The organism is Cellvibrio sp. (genome assembly GCF_039207905.1).
GTDB lineage: Bacteria > Pseudomonadota > Gammaproteobacteria > Pseudomonadales > Cellvibrionaceae > Cellvibrio.
This window is the reverse complement of the sequence record NZ_JBCECX010000013.1, coordinates 1-17,062: the sequence shown is the minus strand read 5'-3', so window position 1 is coordinate 17,062 and position 17,062 is coordinate 1. Positions and strand designations below refer to the sequence as shown.

At 47.5% G+C, this 17,062-nt stretch carries 16 protein-coding genes; 6 read left to right on the top strand and 10 right to left on the bottom strand.

Annotated features, from left to right (window positions below; all coding sequences use genetic code 11):
- Window positions 1-7: 7 nt before the first annotated feature.
- A complete protein-coding gene (locus tag AAGC78_RS09665; RefSeq protein ID WP_435783865.1) occupies window positions 8-625 on the bottom strand; it encodes a response regulator in 618 nt (205 codons plus the stop codon).
- Window positions 626-754: 129 nt separating this feature from the next.
- On the opposite strand from AAGC78_RS09665, the gene AAGC78_RS09660 reads away from it, so the two are divergent.
- Together AAGC78_RS09660 and AAGC78_RS09655 are read left to right on the top strand one after the other, a co-directional pair.
- Complete coding sequence (locus tag AAGC78_RS09660; RefSeq protein WP_435783864.1) at window positions 755-2,908, top strand: hypothetical protein; 2,154 nt, start codon at window positions 755-757, stop codon at window positions 2,906-2,908.
- 69 nt (window positions 2,909-2,977) lie between these two features.
- Window positions 2,978-4,540: a TapB family protein gene (locus AAGC78_RS09655; protein WP_435783863.1), complete on the top strand. Its 1,563-nt coding sequence runs from the start codon at window positions 2,978-2,980 to the stop codon at window positions 4,538-4,540.
- 91 nt (window positions 4,541-4,631) lie between these two features.
- Here AAGC78_RS09655 and AAGC78_RS09650 read toward each other — a convergent pair whose 3' ends face one another.
- From AAGC78_RS09650 to AAGC78_RS09610, 9 genes are all read right to left on the bottom strand, one after another.
- On the bottom strand, window positions 4,632-5,252 hold the full coding sequence (locus AAGC78_RS09650; protein ID WP_435783862.1) for a cation transporter: 621 nt from the start codon (window positions 5,250-5,252) through the stop codon (window positions 4,632-4,634).
- Window positions 5,253-5,267: 15 nt separating this feature from the next.
- Window positions 5,268-6,698 carry a hypothetical protein gene (locus AAGC78_RS09645; protein WP_435783861.1) on the bottom strand — a complete coding sequence of 477 codons (1,431 nt, stop codon included), beginning with the start codon at window positions 6,696-6,698 and terminating at the stop codon, window positions 5,268-5,270.
- A gap of 67 nt (window positions 6,699-6,765) precedes the next feature.
- Complete coding sequence (locus AAGC78_RS09640) at window positions 6,766-6,909, bottom strand: hypothetical protein (protein WP_435783860.1); 144 nt, start codon at window positions 6,907-6,909, stop codon at window positions 6,766-6,768.
- Window positions 6,910-7,085: 176 nt separating this feature from the next.
- A complete protein-coding gene (locus tag AAGC78_RS09635) occupies window positions 7,086-7,514 on the bottom strand; it encodes a hypothetical protein (RefSeq protein WP_435783859.1) in 429 nt (142 codons plus the stop codon).
- Window positions 7,511-8,242, bottom strand: a complete 732-nt coding sequence (locus AAGC78_RS09630) for a TIGR02594 family protein (protein ID WP_435783858.1) — start codon at window positions 8,240-8,242, stop codon at window positions 7,511-7,513. The genes AAGC78_RS09635 and AAGC78_RS09630 overlap by 4 nt, the downstream gene beginning before the upstream one ends.
- Window positions 8,243-8,362: 120 nt before the next feature.
- Window positions 8,363-11,482: an efflux RND transporter permease subunit gene (locus tag AAGC78_RS09625; protein ID WP_435783857.1), complete on the bottom strand. Its 3,120-nt coding sequence runs from the start codon at window positions 11,480-11,482 to the stop codon at window positions 8,363-8,365.
- An 18-nt stretch (window positions 11,483-11,500) separates the two neighbouring features.
- Window positions 11,501-12,736, bottom strand: coding sequence for an efflux RND transporter periplasmic adaptor subunit (locus AAGC78_RS09620; protein ID WP_435783856.1), 1,236 nt, complete (start codon window positions 12,734-12,736; stop codon window positions 11,501-11,503).
- Entirely contained in the window at window positions 12,733-13,986 is a 1,254-nt protein-coding gene (locus AAGC78_RS09615) for a TolC family protein (RefSeq protein WP_435783855.1), read from the bottom strand. Before AAGC78_RS09615 ends, AAGC78_RS09620 begins: the two co-directional genes overlap by 4 nt.
- 95 nt (window positions 13,987-14,081) lie before the next feature.
- The gene (locus AAGC78_RS09610) at window positions 14,082-14,447 is read right to left on the bottom strand and encodes a hypothetical protein (RefSeq protein WP_435783854.1); all 366 of its coding nucleotides are present in this window, start codon (window positions 14,445-14,447) and stop codon (window positions 14,082-14,084) included.
- Window positions 14,448-14,651: 204 nt separating this feature from the next.
- Between AAGC78_RS09610 and AAGC78_RS09605 the strand changes: the two genes are divergently transcribed.
- The 4 genes from AAGC78_RS09605 to AAGC78_RS09590 all read left to right on the top strand — a co-directional run.
- Window positions 14,652-16,001: a type II toxin-antitoxin system HipA family toxin gene (locus tag AAGC78_RS09605; RefSeq protein WP_435783853.1), complete on the top strand. Its 1,350-nt coding sequence runs from the start codon at window positions 14,652-14,654 to the stop codon at window positions 15,999-16,001.
- A gap of 8 nt (window positions 16,002-16,009) precedes the next feature.
- Window positions 16,010-16,264 (top strand): helix-turn-helix domain-containing protein, encoded by a 255-nt coding sequence (locus tag AAGC78_RS09600; RefSeq protein ID WP_435783852.1) that lies wholly within the window; start codon window positions 16,010-16,012, stop codon window positions 16,262-16,264.
- Window positions 16,265-16,394: 130 nt separating this feature from the next.
- The gene (locus AAGC78_RS09595) at window positions 16,395-16,757 is read left to right on the top strand and encodes a DMT family transporter (RefSeq protein WP_435783851.1); all 363 of its coding nucleotides are present in this window, start codon (window positions 16,395-16,397) and stop codon (window positions 16,755-16,757) included.
- 22 nt (window positions 16,758-16,779) lie between these two features.
- Window positions 16,780-17,062, top strand: a 283-nt coding sequence (locus AAGC78_RS09590; protein WP_435783850.1) for a YnfA family protein, incomplete at its 3' end; no start/stop codon positions are given.

Sequence of the window (17,062 nt, the reverse complement as noted above, 5' to 3'; positions counted from 1 at the left end):
TTTGTAGTTATACCAATCCTAGTTGGATGGCTTTGCGTGTAGCTTCAGCACGCGAATTAACTTCCAGTTTTTGGTAGACATTTTTTAAATAGCTTGCCGCTGTATTGTAAGTAATACCTAACTCACCAGCAGCGCGCTGGACACTGTAGCCCCGTGCTACCAGCCCTAAAAGTTCATGCTCACGGGGTGTAAGATCTGATTCTTGTGCAGATGGTCTGAAGGTTTGCAAAATCCGTTGCGCGATACCAGCAGATAACGGTGGTTTACCTTCGAGAATTCCAGCGAGTGCGCTATTAAAAACATCTCCCGCATCATCCTTTAATAAATAACCTTTGGCTCCCAGCCGCAGTGCTTCAAAAAGATGTTCGTCATCGTCAAAAATAGTAGTAATCACAACCCACACTTTTTCATTGATAGCGCGGTGCAGTAATAAATTGCTACCGCGCCCGTCAGGTAAACCCAGATCAAGCAAAATAATATCAGGTAATAAATCATTAACCTGCTGTATAGCAGAAGCTAAGGTAGCGGCAGTCCTTACCTGAATATCAGGAAATACCGCTTGTAAAGACCTGGTCATGGATTCAGCCATAGATTCTATGTCTTCTACAACCAGAGCTGATTTCACCAGTAACCTCGCGTATTAATTTTTGGTTATAACATTTGGTTTTGCAATCTGTTTATGCTTGACGCGATTATAGTCTATGGGGATTATGACTGCTTGGGATTTTCTTAATGGAATGGTGTTAATAAAAATATGTTAAATAATCAATCACCTTATGCGCTGGTTTCATTTTCGGTAGTATTTTGCTCCACCGTTGCATTGGCATGTCTTTATCTTGCATTGCATTCTCCATGGCTTGGATTAACAATCCAATACAATGCGGGTATAGAAAAATGGCAACTTGTCGCTGTGCACCAGAGCAGTGTCAATCGCCATTCCATTGAAAACTATTTAAAAGAAAATAATTTGCAATTACCGCTTAACCTGAAAATCCTCCAGGCGGGTAGAGAACAAATCGCTTTATCCGAATCTCTTTTTATGGAAGAGCCGGATATACTGCCTAGTTACCTGCAATTTAATACTCTGATGCAGGAACAGCAGCAATTGTTTTTGGCGAGCAAAGATAATCAGCTTGCATTGGTTGGCGAAGACGGAGCTCATATCGCACTGCAAACGACCAACCGACCTATCGATAACCTTCCTGGTCTATTCTGGTTTCAACTATTCGTCGGTGTTGGCGGTGCATTGACGGGGGCTTTGGTATGGGCTTCACGGCGTAATGACACAGCGGCAATTCTTTATGCTTTGACGGGAGTGGGCTATTTGATTTTTGCTCCTGCGGCTGCAATTTACAGTACGCGTGAACTCATTATTGATGGTGAATTATTTCGCATGCTGTCAGCAATAAATCACTTTGGCGCTCTATTTTTTACTGCATCACTTACTTCTTTATTGTGGACTTATCCAATCCAGTTGGGCAGTTTCCGTATTCCTTTATTACTTTACATTGCAGCACTTACTGCGTGGGTTACTAATCTTTCGCAGTGGGTTTCACCTGCAGTGATGCATCTTGCCGTGTTGGGAATTTTCTCCATCAGTTTTATTTTTGCGACTATCCAATGGCGAAAAACACGTATTGATCCTCGCGGTCGTGCTGCGCTTCGCTGGTTCCTTTTGTCGATTTATACTGCAACAGGTTTATTTGCCGGGTTCATTATTATCCCAGCTGCATTACATATCCAACAGCCAGCACCGCAAGGATTAATGTTTGGTGCGTTTTTAATTATGTATTGGGGGTTGGCGCTTGGCATTGTTAAATATCGTTTATTTCAATTAGAGCAGTGGTGGTACTCCATCACCGGATGGTTTGTTAGCGGTTTATTTATTGTTGTTTTTGATGTGTTACTGGTGAGTGGCTTGGCATTGCCACAAGATGTGGCGCTACCGCTTGCTTTGGCTATTGCAGGCTGGGTTTATTTTCCTTTGCGTCAATCAGTGTGGAAGCGTGTTGGGAAACAAAAAATCCCTTCAGTTGATAGCTGGATTGGAAATGTTTTACCGTTGTTGATCGATAAGGAGGCAGGTGATTCCATTAAGAGTGGCAGTGATCGCTGGATTGATATTTTACGTGCAATATGGCGAACGCCCCATGTAGATATCTGTTCCGGATCATTAAGTTCGCCAACTATTACTAATGATGGTTTGCGCCTGTTGGTACCTTCTTATCCTTCTAATCAATCCCATCATTTTTGTGTAGATCTTCCGGATGCAGGTGCTCGCTTATTTACCACTGCAGATATTCAAACGGTAAAACATGTACAACAAATAGTGGGCTTGGCGCTTGAACGTATTGATGCGCGCAATCAAGGTGTGCAGCTGGAACGGGATCGAATCAGGCGTGATATGCACGATGATCTGGGCGCGAGCTTGCTCTCACTTTTGCATGCAAGCTCAGCCGAAACTAAACCCTTGGTCAGCAATGCCATTGCGGAAATGCGCCGACTGGTTTCCACTCTGGATCAATCCCCTATTACCAAACAAGTAGCGTTGGTAAATTGGCGGCGTGAAATAGAAAAGCGCTGCCAATTGGCTGGTTTAACTCTTATATGGAAAGATGATCAGGAAACCTTACCAGAAATATTATCCGCTCGACGTTACAGTAATTTGTCGCGGATATTGCGCGAGGCAGTTAGCAATGTACTGAAGTATGCATCGCCACGCGAGTTAGAACTAGTGATTAGTGGAAATAGCATCCTGTTGAGCAATCCAGTTGTTGCCGAAGGTGGCTCGGGCGAGGGGTTTGGACAACGCATAATGCAAGAGCGAGCCACAGAAATTGGAGTAACACTGACGCAGTCATTCTCGGGTGTCTCTCATTCAATGCTCATTATCATCCCCCCTGAATAGGGGTGGTAAAAAATCAGGCGCTGCATGATGCTGATTGGCTCACTCAATCGCTAAATAGGAAAATGCATCATGAGAGTAAATATCAGTCCTGTAGCTGGAATTATTGTGGGTCTATTACTGGTTGGATGTGGCAGTGATGACAACAAGAAAAAGCCAACCAGCTCTTTCAGTAGTTCTGTTTCATCAGCTGCGGCCAGTAGCATTGCGCCTTCGAGTACAGCTCCCTCCAGTACAGCACCATCAAGTGTTGCTGCTAGCAGCATAGCAGCGTCCAGTATTCCAGTTAGCTCTGTACCCGCCAGTTCCAGCGAAGCCAATTCATCTGCAGGAGGAGTACCTGCGTCAAGCAGCGGTATATCCTCAGTTCCGGCTAGTTCTGCCGCTGCAAGCAGCGTAGCGAATGTCACTTTAACGGGTACAGCGGCAGTAGGTGCGGCTATTGTTAATGGTACAGTTATCGCAAAATGTGCAAACGGTAGCGGGTTTACCCAAACCGTAACCACCAATGCTCAGGGTGCGTTTTCAGGAAGTTTGCCATTGGCGTCGCTTCCTTGTGCACTACAAATCGCAGGTGGTACTCCGGTGGTAACCTTGCATAGCTATGCATTAACCTCAGGAACTGTGAATATCACTCCACTGACAGATTTATTAATCGCGAGTGCGTCCACACAACTTCCTTCAGCCTGGTTTCAAAGCACTAGTTGGCAAATTGACAGTACCCAGTTACAGGCTGCGCAAAACAATTTGAAAACTGTCTTGACCAATGCAACCTACAGTTTACCTGCAGGTAATTTTGATCCCTTCACTATTAGCTTCCAAATTGGTGACGCTTGGGATCAATTATTAGATCAGTTACAAGCGGCCATAGATTCATCTAGCACCCTTTCGAGTTACGCCGATTTATTAAATTTGGTGAAGGACGGTAATTTCAATGCGATTCCACCAAAAGCGACAGGTGGTGGAAGTGGTACTGGTAATGCGGCGTCTTGCTTTAATCCCGATGTAGTGAAACAAGGTACCCATATAGTATTGAACTACAAAACTACGGATGGTGGTTCTACTGCTATGGTGAATTTTTCCTCTGATATAGAAGTTAAAGGCAGCGCAACATTCAATGGCAAATCCGCGGTTGAGTCTGCGAGCACGACACAAGCGACAGGCGATGCGCCTTCTACTTCGACAACCAAAAGTTATTTGAAAGTTGATAACAACACAAAACGTTTTAGCTATTACGGCAGTATTGTCGAGACTACCGCACCTATAGCTTCCAGTAGCGAGCTCACAATTACACCTGAGCGCATCGAGCGTTTTGATTTAGCTGCGGGTGAAAGCTATACCCAAAGTTACTCTATTGGGACAAAGACAGTAGTAATGGGGTTCCCGGTTACAGTAACCAGTGAACATGAAAGTACAGTCACCTTTAAAGGCACTGAATCAGTTACTGTGCCTGCTGGTACATTTAACACTTGCCGTTTTGAGACTAGTACGAAGACCACAGCATCTGGAGCCACCAGTACCGGTGTATCTACCACCTGGATTACAGTGAACACCGGTGTTTCTGTACGTACTGAGGCTGATGGTGATGTCACAGAACTAGTTTCTGGGACCATTAATGGAAACGCAATTAAATAAATTATTTCTTAATAAAAACCCCCGGATAGAGTGATCTGTCCGGGGGTTTTTATATTAGGGCTATCTCACTATCTAAAATTTATTGGAATTATTAATGGTGACGTTGGAGTTCCTTACGCGCTTGGACCACTATCTGCTTGGCGGCGGTTAATGCCAATGAGGCCATGATCACCGCAACAATTAAATCCGGCCAAGCCGTACCGGTGCCGAATACGCCGATAGCGGCGAGGACGACGGCAATGTTGCCCAGTGCATCGTTGCGGGTACACAGCCACACGCTACGCATATTGCTGTCGCCGTTGCGGTAGGCATACAGCAACCAGGCCACACCGAGGTTGGCGGCGAGTGCGAGCAGACCAATGACGCTCATGGTTTGGGCATCGGGCACCACACCGACAATTGCGTTCCACACGGCATGCACCAACACAATAATTCCGAACAGCGCCATACAGGCGGCTTTAAAAAGCGATGCAGTTGCGCGCGCCCTGACACTCATCGCCAACACCCAGAGGCTGATGCCGTAGTTGGCAGCGTCACCCAGGAAGTCGATAGAGTCGGCAAGCAGAGAAACAGAATTCACTTGCAGGCTGAAAATAATTTCAACCACAAACATCGCGAAATTCACGATTAATGCAATCCACAAAATACGACGATATTTGGGATCGGGTTTGCTTGACGGTTCGTGATCGTGACTACAGCAACTTGCACTCATGGTCTGCTCCTGTATTTACAAATTTGCTTCAAATTGGATTTTTTGTCCATTTACCAAGCGATCACTTTCAATCGTCAATAAAGGTTGTACTCCGCCGCTATCAATATCAACCGTGAGCGATTGATCGGGTAGCAAACCTTTTAGCGACTGTTGCGCGCGCACGCCGTTGATCGTAACAAACGCATCGTAATAAATAGGTGCGATACCGCGATTAGTGACGGTAATGCGCGAATGCGAAAGTGATGCTTTGAATTCAGTGATATGGAATTTATAACCATTTGCCATACCCGCTTGTTTAATTCGCTCATTGGATTGATATTCGGGTTGGTCATTGCCGATCATGTAGGTGATGAAAAATTGTTTGCTCAATGTTTCATAAGTGCGGCCATACATCCCGGCAACATTGAGCGCGTTCTTTTGGTCGAAATCAGAGTAGTAACTCAGCTCGCCACCGTGAGGTGAGTGTTTATAACGCTGCGTATAACCAAATACAGTCCACATACTTTTGTTGTAATCGGCGTGATCCTTGTGCATAAACGAATCATCAAAATTGCCAAATTGCAGCGCTAGTAAACTTGCATCTGTAGCGATAGGTGAATTGTCGCTATCTCCTGCATCAATCGAGATACTCCATTGTAATTCAGTGAATACCTGATCAAGATGTTGCAAAAAAGTTTTCTGGTAAGCCTTGGATGGAAAGTTTACGCCCAAATTTTCACCTGGCTCATAAATATGGTACTCGCCCCACAAACCAAAGCCAGCTTGTACAAATGCGATGCGCGGATCATGGTCATAGCGGGCTGCAAATGCAGTGTAAAAATCGAGTGTGGCTTGTTGTAATTTTGTATTAGACCAATCCGGAAAATGCGTTAATTGCCCTTCAGTCATACCGGTTGTTTCATGATAATCAGAGCGAGCTTTTATATAGGAAGGCACAGCGGTTTCGCGACCGGGATAAACATAGTACCAACGCAAAATCGCCTGGTTACCACGCGCGCGAATCTGCTCCAATAAATTATCGACGGCATTCCAGTTGTAGATGTTATCGCCAGTAACCACATCACTCGGACGCACGTACGCGTATTCAAGCTGGATATATTGGTCATCGGTTTTTAATGCGGTTCCATTATACGACTCAGCCCACAACACAATTCCGGTCATCGGCTGAACTTTAGTAATTTTGCTTTGTAGTGGGATATTTACCAAGTTATCTGCTGAGGAACCAACACTGGATTTTGATTGCGACGATAAAGATGCGAAGCTGCTTACCAAGCTCGATGACGAGCTATGCGCAGAACTTACAGACGCAGATGAAACGCTGATGCTAGTCGCTATTGATGATTGTCCGCTGCTGGACGCCACCGGTGTTGAAGTGTTTGATGATGGCGATGACCCTGACGAAGAGCCACCACCGCCACAAGCGGTGAGAAAAGTTATAAAAAACACGCAAACTATCTTAAGTTTGTATTTTGTTAGACTCATAAAATTTCCCACCACTTTTAACAGTTACAGATTAGCTTTTCTTGCGATGCACCAGCGCATACAACACTGGTAATACCAACAAGGTTAGCAGTGTGGAGGAGATAATTCCGTCGATTACTACCGCAATGCCTGAATAGCGCAATAAGCCAACATCGGCGGACATGGATAAACGCATGCCTCCCAGCCAGAGTGCAAGGGGCGCGCCGGTAAAAATTCTCAGCGCATGTGGCGAAGTGCGAGCTCCTTGAGCATTGCAGTAATAGTAAAAATGTAGTTCCATTAAATAAAAACCCCCGGCTTTGGCCGGGGGGTTAACAGCGATTTGTGCACCGAAGGGATTTAAATTTATTATTACTCGTCTAAATAAGCTTTGGTGAACAACCATTTGCCATTCACGTACTCAAAGACCAGCTGTTCTATCTGGTACTCTTCACCTTCCTTCGCATCTGATATAAGCTGAGTATTGTCAACAATTTCCCTCATGCTGGTTTCAATCAAGCTATCATCATCATGTGGTAAATAAGTCTTTTGTTGCATAAGCCGGCTAAACACATCTTTGAAATCATCCTTTTTAAAATATTCAGTAGGCATTGAATCATCAGGCCCCCTTATCTCAAGAGGAAATTTCGTAAATTTTTCAAGACTTTTATAATCATTATGGATAGCCGCAGCCCTAAATTCCATCCAAAATATTTGAAAGGAATTATCAGATTTTCCAGACGCGCACCCGGATGAAATAATTAATATAAAAAATGATATTGCTCTTAAAAATGAATTCATACAGTTACCTCAGATTTTTTGGGCCATCGATAACCTCTCAATGTCCAACTGCTTTTTGGATAGAATGTAGTCCTCACTCGGTTACTTTGATTTCCACCTAGCAGCTCGTAATGAGTTGCGGTTTCTTGTATGAGAAATCCAACATGATTTCCAGAGCTTGTTAGGCTTGAGTTGGCTGCGTTCGAGTTACGGATTATCGTGATGGCGCCATTTTTCGCCGAAGATTTTTCACCCCAGGCTAACCAACTGGCTGCTGCCGCCGAGTTAGTGCCTTGCATACCAGCTTCTTTTATTACCCAATTAACAAACGATGAGCACCATGGTGTTTCGTCAGATTTGGATTTTAATGTTGTAGATGCATGATACTTAATAATGCGAGGATTACTCCCCTTCCCACCAACCTCTTTTTGTCCAATTTCTTTGTTCGCAATTTTCATCCAACTGCTATTCAACACAATAACCGGGTTGATAGCTTGCGGCGATGCCTTTGTTATACCAGAGTTTTTATTACTTTCTTTGAAACCTAGGGCTTTCCATGTTTTGGGACCAACAACGCCATCGATACCCAAGCCTTTTTCAGCTTGAAAGCGCTTTACCGCCTCATTTGTCGCTCGACCGAAGTCACCATCAATTTTAAGAGCAGGATTTAAAAGGAGAGTGGTATTGAGTAGTTCTTGCAATTTTTTAACATCAGGCCCTTTACTGCCTGTCCGCAGGATATTAGTCATATGACTTCCTTATCAAGAATTTAATCAGAGTGGGAGACGAACAAGTTGGCATTAAATACCGCATCCATGTTACTTCTAACATGGATGCGGGAGCTTACTAGTTTCCCGATGAAGAATAAATTACTTACTGAATTTTCGAACCGATTTTTTTTGTCCGTGAACCAGCCCATACAATACTGGCAATATCACCAGCGTTAATAATGTGGAAGAAATAATTCCGCCGATTACTACCGTTGCGAGTGGTCGCTGTACTTCTGCGCCAATCCCTACATTAAATGCCATGGGCACAAAGCCCAAACTGGCAACCAATGCGGTCATTAATACCGGGCGCAAGCGTGTTAATGCACCCTCGATAATAGCGTTAATTAAATCGCCGGATTGGTGATAAAGCTGGCGGATGAACGCGAGCATTACCAAGCCATTTAATACCGCAATTCCTGATAGCGCAATAAAGCCGACACCGGCGGACATGGACAGTGGCATATCGCGTAACCAGAGTGCGAGTACGCCACCAGTTAGCGCGAGCGGTACGCCGGTAAAAATAATTAGTGCATCTTTTAGTGAGCCGAAAGCCATCACTAAGAGTGCAATCACCATTAACAACGTGAGTGGTACTACGATTGCCAAACGTTTACTCGCGGATTCAAGCTGCTCAAAGGTGCCGCCGTAATCCAGCCAATAACCGGCGGGTAATTTCACTTGCTGGTTGATTTTCGTTTGCACATCGCTGACAAACGAACCCAGATCGCGGCCACGCACATTAGCGGTGACGATGATTTGGCGCTTGCCATTTTCACGACTGATTTGATTGGGCGCGGGCGCTAATTCAATAGTGGCAACTTCGTTGAGCGGTACAAAACCCGGCTCACCTTCAGTGGGAATTGGCAGGCGTTCCAGTGCCAGTAAATCGGTGCGCAACTTTTCCGGCAAGCGCACTACAATTTCAAAGCGACGATCCCCTTCATACATCAAACCAGCATTTTCTCCCGCTATTGCAGCGGCGATAAAATCCTGCACTTGATCCACACTTAATCCATAAGCGGCAAGTTGGCGACGTTTGGGTGTGATGGTTAGCACCGGTAAACCTGTGACTTGTTCCATACGCGCATCGGCTGCGCCGGGAATTTTTTCCAGCACTTCCAGAATTTCTGCGGCGGATTTTTGTAATTGTTCGAGATCATCGCCCACCACTTTAATACCGAGATCTGAACGCACTCCGGAAATTAATTCGTTAAAACGCATTTGGATCGGTTGGGTGAATTCATAATTGTTGCCCGGTAATTCGCGCACCGCCTCTTCAATGGCGTCGACCAAATCCTGTTTGGGGCGTTTGGGATCTGGCCATTGGTCGCGTGGTTTGAGGATCACAAAATTGTCGGCCACAGAGGGCGGCATGGGGTCGGTTGCAACATCGGCAGTACCGATTTTGGCAAACACTTTTTCTACTTCCGGAAATTCTTTAATGCGATTTTCCAGCAAGCTTTGCAATGCCACTGCTTGATCCAAACCGGTACCGGGAATACGCAAGGCGTGCAGTGCAATATCGCCTTCGTCTAATTGCGGAATAAATTCTGAACCCAAACGCGTTGAAAGCCACAAGCAACCGATCACCAACAATACTGCTGTGCCGAGAATCGCCGCTTTGTAATTCAATGCGGAAACCAGTAGCGGTTGGTAGCGCTCTTTCGTCCAGCGCATTACGCGATTTTCATGCTCGGCAATTTTGCCGTTCATCAATAGCGCGATAGCCGCCGGCACAAACGTCATCGATAAAATCAGCGCTGAGGTCAATGCGATCACGACGGTAATTGCCATAGGATGGAACATTTTTCCTTCCACACCGGTGAGTGTGAAAATCGGCAAGTACACGAGGGTGATAATGCCTACACCAAACAAGCTCGGACGGATGACTTCAGCGGTCGCATCGTAAGCGAGTTGCAAGCGCGCTTTTAAATCCAGCGTTTGTGTTGGGCTTAAGCCACGTTGTGCTTCACCCAATCGGCGAATACAGTTTTCAACAATAATCACGGCGCCGTCCACAATCAAACCGAAATCGAGCGCGCCCAAACTCATTAAATTTGCAGACACTCCCGCTTCTACCATACCGGTGATGGTCATTAACATGCTGATGGGAATAACAGCAGCGGTAATCAATGCTGCACGCAAATTGCCGAGCAATAAAAATAAAACGGCGATTACCAGCAATGCACCTTCAAGCAGGTTTTTTTGCACAGTGTCGATGGTTTTATCAACCAATTGCGTGCGGTCATATACGGCGGTTGCAGTGACACCTTCCGGCAGCGAGCGATTAATTTCTTCCAGTTTGATCGCCAGTGCGCGTGCGACAGTGCGTGAGTTTTCGCCCATCAACATCATCGCGGTGCCCAACACAGTTTCTTCGCCGTTTTGGGTTGCAGCACCGGTGCGCAATTCTTTGCCAATCGCCACTTGTGCAAGATCACTGATGCGAACTTTTACTCCGGTGCGATTGCTGACAATCACATTTTCAATATCGTTGGTGCTCTGTAATTGTCCCGGTGTGCGCACTAACAATTGTTGGCCGTTGCGCTCGATATAACCTGCACCGAGATTATTGTTATTGGCGTTGAGCGCCCTAACAACATCTTCGAAGCTGAGTTTCCATTGCAATAATTTCACCGGATCGGGTGTGATGTGATATTGCCGCGTGTAACCACCAATCGCGTTAATTTCAATCACACCTTTCACTTGCATTAATTGCGGACGAATTACCCAGTCCTGCAATTCGCGCAATGCCATCGCATCGAATTTCTTTGTATCTTTTGCTTCCACCGTATACATAAAAATTTCACCGAGACCGGTAGCGATGGGCCCCATGGTGGGTGAAATATTTTCCGGCAGCGACGATTTGATTTGGCTGATGCGTTCGCTAATTAAATTGCGCGCAAAATAAATATCCGTGCCCTCTTCAAACACGACTGTCACTTGCGAGAGACCGTAACGTGAAATCGAACGGGTATAAGACAGTTTTGGTAAACCGGCGAGCGCAGTTTCCACCGTATAGGTGATGCGCTGTTCTGTTTCCAATGGCGAGTAACCGGGTGCTTCGGTATTGATTTGCACCTGGACGTTGGTGATATCGGGCACTGCATCAATGGGCAGTCGCTGGTAATTCCACAGGCCGAGAATAATCAGCGCCGCCACACCGGCGAGCACCAGCCAGCGCCGCGCGATGGCAGTGTGCAGGATTGAGTCAATCATAGTGGCAATCTCCTGTCCTTAGTGGTCATGGCTCGCCCCGGATTTCTCCAGGTCGGCTTTCAGGACATAGGCGTTTTCCACTACGTATTCGTCGCCCGAATTCAGGCCGCTAATGACTTCGGTGTAAATGCCATCGCTGCGCCCCAATTCCAGTGGGCGGATCTCGTAGGTGGTTCCGACTTTGATAAACACCACCTGCCAATCGCGAAAGCTTTGCAGCGCGCGATTTTCAATCCGCACCGCCACCGGTGTTTCCGCAATGCTTACCCAACCTTCCACCGCTTGATTGGGCACCCAATTGCCCGCGCTGTTATCGACCGGCGCGTGAACTTCCAGTGTGGGTGTATCGCCATAGCGCGGGGTGATGTATTCAATTTTGGTGTGTGCCTCCTGATCATTGCCGTAGATCACAATCGCCTGGCCGTTTTTGACTTTGGCGGCATCGGTGGGGAACGCCTGCAGGTGCAATTCAAGAACGCGTTCATCAAGGATGCTGAACAGCACCCGATCCGCGCTGAATTCACCGGCATTCGCATGGCGTTCTACGACTGTGCCATCAATTGGCGACAGCAGCGGATATTCGCGTAGGCTTTCATTGGATTCGACTGTCGCCAACACGTCACCAGCTTTAACGCGCATGCCGATAGTGGGTTTGACCGAGCGAATCAGGCCGGGGTAGCGCGCTTGTATATGGCTCAGGCGCAGCGGGTCAGCAACTATATTGCCGTAGAGTTTGATGCGTTCCTGTAGCACACCTTCACCGGCAATGGCTGTTGTTAAACCCGATGCTTGCGCCAGTTTGGCGGGTAATTGCAGGCGGCCTTCGTAGGAATCGAAATCCCAGTGATAGCGCTGCTTGCCGTGGACGGCGGTGACGCTGACATCAAAGGAATGAGGTTCTTTCACTACACCCTGTCCACGCAAAAAATCCTGCTGTGGAGCAAAGCGGAAAGTGTCTGTTTTACCGCCTAGACGGGAGAGTTTTACCTCCAGTTTCCAGTCGCCGGGTTTGATGGGCTTGCCACCCAGCGTTGCCCAGGCGCGGTATTCGGGCGGTACGTCTTGTTCAAAGATCGCCAATTCCACGATGAAATCACCCTTCTCCAATAGGCGGCCATTGTGCGGGCCTTTTTCAACTTCGGCTTCTTCGTGTTCTTCTTCGCCGTGACCATGGTCGTGATCGCTATGGGCCAGTAATGGGTTAGCAGCGCAGAGGGTTAGTGCGAGTAATAAGGTTTTTACAAAAAGATTCATTGGATCACCTCGGTAGCGGCTGGCTGGCTAGAAGCAGTCAATCGCTGCAGTTCAATATGGGTTTCGTGGGCGCGCAGGGCAGCGCTGATCAGTTCGGCACGGGTATCCAGCAGTTCGCGCTGGGCCATCGCCAATTCGAGCGAGCTGTAACGCCCCTGCTCAAAGGCGTTAGCAGTAGCGCGGCTGGCGTCCTGCATCAGCGGCAAAATGCGCTCGCGCAGGCTTTGGACTTCGCTCCAGGCTTGCTGGTGGGCAACAAACGTTTGGTTCAAGCGGATTTCGAGGCGGGATTTGGCGGTATCTTCGGCGAACTGCGCAGCATCTTGCTCGGCGCGCGCGGTTGCTATGGCTCCACTTGCACGTTTGCCACTTGCCAGCGGAACGCTTAAACCGAGAACCAGTGCTGCGTCTTTACTCTCCTGTATCTGGCGCACACCGGCATTCCAACCTAGCGCTAACTTGCCCTCGGTTTCGGCTTTGCGAAGCTCGGCAGCGCGCAGGCGGGTTTCATCGCCCAGCAATGCCAAATCCGGGTTTTGGGCGAGGCGGGCTTTCCAGCTGGTGAGACTTTCTGGGTTAGTAAGCACAAACAAATCACCGCGTGCGTGGGTGAAGTCGGGAGTGGGATCGGCCCAGTAAGCACTCAATTGCAAGGCTTCTTCATGGGCTTGCTGGCGAGCTTTTTCCAGTGCGATGCCAGTGCGGGCATGTGCCGCGCGGGCGCGCATCAATTCCGCTTGCGGGGTGCTGCCAGCTTGCACGCGCTTGACCAGGCTATCGACCAGATTCTGCGCCAGTTGCTGCGCCTCCTCTTCCAAGCGCACCTGTTCCTGCGCCGCTAGCAAAGCGATAAAGCGATAGTTCACCGCCGCGACCAGATCCAGCACAGCCACGCGCTGTTCGTTCGCAAGCTGCTGCTGGCGGGCGGTTGTCACCGCGAGGCGGCTATCACGTTGGCCGCCGAGTTCAATAATCGAGGCAAATGACAGCGTTAATTCCGCCGCATCAGCGCCTTTAAAATCACCTGAACCGGCGATGTTTTCCGCTTCCAGTTGGACACGGGTTTCTGGTCTTAAACCAGCGGTAGTTTGCTCGCCTACCAAAGCGGCGCGGCGAAATTGGTAGGCCGCCAATTGCGGGTTTTGCTGCAAGCTAAGGCTTAGCGCCTGCTGCAGGTTGATCTCCTGCGCAGACGCGCAGGCAGCAGTTGCACTGGCAATCAATACCAATGCAGATAACAAGGGTTTCATAACAAATCCTGCCAGTTTTTCTCAAGTTGGGCGCACGTCATTCATCAGAGCGACATTTGCAGCTCATCGGAACGAACAATTCACACGAAAGATGGTTAGGCAGTAAAAGGTGGGGCGCGCAGGAGCGGTCGAGCAAAGGGGATATGGGCGGGGACAAACGGGGAATAGTGGCTGACCAGCACCCGCGTCGGCTTGAATACCAACAACAGGGCAACAACTGCTAGCAGGATTAAACTTTGGTCCAGCTTCACTTTAGCGATAGCCGATTGCAGCAAATCAACATCGGCATCCTGATGGTCTTCATCGGCATGGTGCGGCGGATGATCGCCCAACATGTGCATATGCACCGATACCGGCGGCTCCTGCCCATCAAAACAAAAATGCCCATGTGCACCCAGCCAGCTGCTTAGCAGCCAGAGCACGAGTGCCGCAAAGGCAAATTGATAAGATGGTTTGGACATGAGAATTCTTTGCAATTAAGACCTTGGCTAGCATAACGGGAGTGAGTCTAATCGGCAAACCTCAATTTTGTTGAGCGATTGGGCTTTTATGATGAGCAAAAAAACACTCAAAATATTAATATATCTATAAAAAAGAGAAATATATTGCTCAAATAATACCAAAAGTCCTATTATTGAGAAATATTTTGCACATCGAGACATGAGATGCAACTCACTCTGCAAACCTATCTCCAAGGTCAATGGCACGATGCAGCACAGCTGACCCTACCTGAACCTGATCAGGGGCGCACCAGTGAAAGTCTATTGGGCTATCACCCGCAAGCTTACGCTCTGAAATATATGGGGCGCGATGATCTAGCAGCCTGCAGCCTGCGTTTTCCCGTTGATTTAATGCAAACTTACCGCAGCAAACCCTGGTTCGGATTCCTTGACGACATTATGCCAGCCGGTGCAAGCCGCCGTTATTGGGTAAGCCATCTGGGTATCGGCCATTTATCGCCTGGCCAACAAGACGCGCAATTGCTTGCGCGTGGGACTATCGCACCGGTAGGTAATCTGCGCATCAAGGAAGCTTTACCAGTAATGCCCGCAAGCAGCAAGCTAGCGCATATGCGTTTTGCACTTGCGGATGTAGTTGAACGCCAAAATGATTTCCTCGAATACGCTCAAGCTATGGGGGCTGCCAGTGGCGGTGCGACTGGAGCTGGTGGTGAGGCTCCCAAGTTATTAGTGCGCGCATCTGTAGCTGATGAGATCTGGATAGATACCTGGCAGGACGATGCGACCAATCAGGATCAACATTATTTAGTAAAATTTCCGCGCGGAAGACGCAGCCAGGATGACTGCGATATTTTGCGTGCAGAATATCATTACTATCATGAGCTTCATGCATTGGGCATGGATACCATTAACATTGCATCCATGCGTTTGTTGGAAGGCGAGCAGTATCCTTCTTTATGGTTGCCACGTTTTGATGTGAGTTTTCACTCGGGTCGTTGTGAGCGCTATGGACTTGAATCAGTTTATTCCCTGCTGGCAAAAGCACCAGGCAGTTTTCTGAATCATTTTTCTGTGTTGCGTGAATTAATTCAGATAATGAGACTGCAATATTCAGTACAAGAGTTAGGGCAACAATTTGATCAGGCCGCGTTTGTATGTGAATGGGTTAAACGCGATTTTTTAAATGTGGTGTACGGCAATTCCGATAATCATGGGCGCAATACCGCACTTATCAAACGCCCGCAGGGAATTTGGTTATCGCCCATTTATGATTTTGCGCCAATGAAGGCTGACCCTGAAGGTGTTACGCGCACTACAACCTGGGGCTCGCCTTATGAAGAGGCAGGGCGTTTTGATTGGATTGCTATTGCACATGCATTGAGTGACTTAGTAGAGCCCGAGCAAGTAATTAATGAGTTACGTAAACTGGCTGCACAATTAAGTGATTTACGCGAGCGATTGGCAGCGCGTGGCGTGCCTGCACAGCTACTCGCAAAACCTACATTTGGTTTCGATTTTCTCAACGAAAAATTAAAACAATGGCAATTGGTATGAGTCAATTTATGAAAGAGCTCAGTCCTTTGGAGCGCGAAGCTTTTTTGCGCGATTGTCTGCAGGATTTATTAAACGGTAAAACAAGCGAAGGAAAAATTCTCACCCGATTGCGTAAAAAAATCCTGGGCATGAACCAAAACGATTACGCAGCATTGGTGGGGTTAAGTCGTCGTACGTTATCCGATATTGAAAATGACTCAGGCGACCAAAGCCTGAGTGTAGTAACTGCTGCGTTTAAACCTTTCGGTTTAAGGTTGGGCTAGTTGCCGACGCATCAGCATCTATTGGTTGACACCGTAAAAAGTCTGCCCACTGCAGAGAGTACTCACAAAATTGTGGGCTTTCAACGCTAAATTTTTGAAGCTTTAGGCAAGCCGGATTGGTTTAATTTTTTTGAGCGAAAGCAAACAGTATCAGGGGAAATTGATGGGCTGGATTTATCTGCTCGCCGCAGGTTTGTGCGAGATTTTTTACGCGGCCGCCATGCCCAAAACAGATGGTTTTACTAAGCTTTGGCCGAGCCTGTTTTGCCTGTTGTTTATCGCTGCGAGTATGTATTTGCTGTCTTTATCTGTGCGCACTTTGCCGATAGGTACTGCTTATGCGATTTGGGTTGGCATAGGCGCGGTAGGCACAGCAGCTTATGGCATGATCGCATTGAATGAGGATACAAGTGTTTTGCGCCTGCTTTGTTTTGTACTGATTATTGCCGGCATTATTGGGTTGAAATTATTGTCGGCGCCCTCTGCTAATTAACGAATTATCTTATAGGCCATTCATGCTCAAAATTTCGCTGTTATATGTCGTGACCGCGCTGGCAGAAATTATTGGCTGCTTTTTGCCATATCTTTGGTTGCGCAAAGGTGGGTCGATTTTATTATTAATCCCTGCTGCCGCGAGCCTCGCATTGTTTGTCTGGTTGCTTACTTTACACCCTGCAGCGAGCGGGCGCGTCTATGCTGCATACGGTGGTGTTTATGTCGCAGTGGCCTTGTTGTGGTTGTATTTTGTCGATGGTGTGAAGCTGTCAGTTTACGATTGGGTGGGCGCGAGTGTTGCGT

Bases quoted from the DNA above. Each gene is read 5' to 3' on its own strand.
- AAGC78_RS09605 (WP_435783853.1), top strand. From the start codon at position 14,652: ATGCAACTCACTCTGCAAACCTATCTCCAAGGTCAATGGCACGATGCA.
- AAGC78_RS09625 (WP_435783857.1), bottom strand. From the start codon at position 11,482: ATGATTGACTCAATCCTGCACACTGCCATCGCGCGGCGCTGGCTGGTG.
- AAGC78_RS09635 (WP_435783859.1), bottom strand. From the start codon at position 7,514: ATGAATTCATTTTTAAGAGCAATATCATTTTTTATATTAATTATTTCA.
- AAGC78_RS09600 (WP_435783852.1), top strand. From the start codon at position 16,010: ATGAAAGAGCTCAGTCCTTTGGAGCGCGAAGCTTTTTTGCGCGATTGT.
- AAGC78_RS09620 (WP_435783856.1), bottom strand. From the start codon at position 12,736: ATGAATCTTTTTGTAAAAACCTTATTACTCGCACTAACCCTCTGCGCT.
- AAGC78_RS09630 (WP_435783858.1), bottom strand. From the start codon at position 8,242: ATGACTAATATCCTGCGGACAGGCAGTAAAGGGCCTGATGTTAAAAAA.
- AAGC78_RS09655 (WP_435783863.1), top strand. From the start codon at position 2,978: ATGAGAGTAAATATCAGTCCTGTAGCTGGAATTATTGTGGGTCTATTA.
- AAGC78_RS09660 (WP_435783864.1), top strand. From the start codon at position 755: ATGTTAAATAATCAATCACCTTATGCGCTGGTTTCATTTTCGGTAGTA.
- AAGC78_RS09610 (WP_435783854.1), bottom strand. From the start codon at position 14,447: ATGTCCAAACCATCTTATCAATTTGCCTTTGCGGCACTCGTGCTCTGG.
- AAGC78_RS09615 (WP_435783855.1), bottom strand. From the start codon at position 13,986: ATGAAACCCTTGTTATCTGCATTGGTATTGATTGCCAGTGCAACTGCT.
- AAGC78_RS09650 (WP_435783862.1), bottom strand. From the start codon at position 5,252: ATGAGTGCAAGTTGCTGTAGTCACGATCACGAACCGTCAAGCAAACCC.
- AAGC78_RS09640 (WP_435783860.1), bottom strand. From the start codon at position 6,909: ATGCGTTTATCCATGTCCGCCGATGTTGGCTTATTGCGCTATTCAGGC.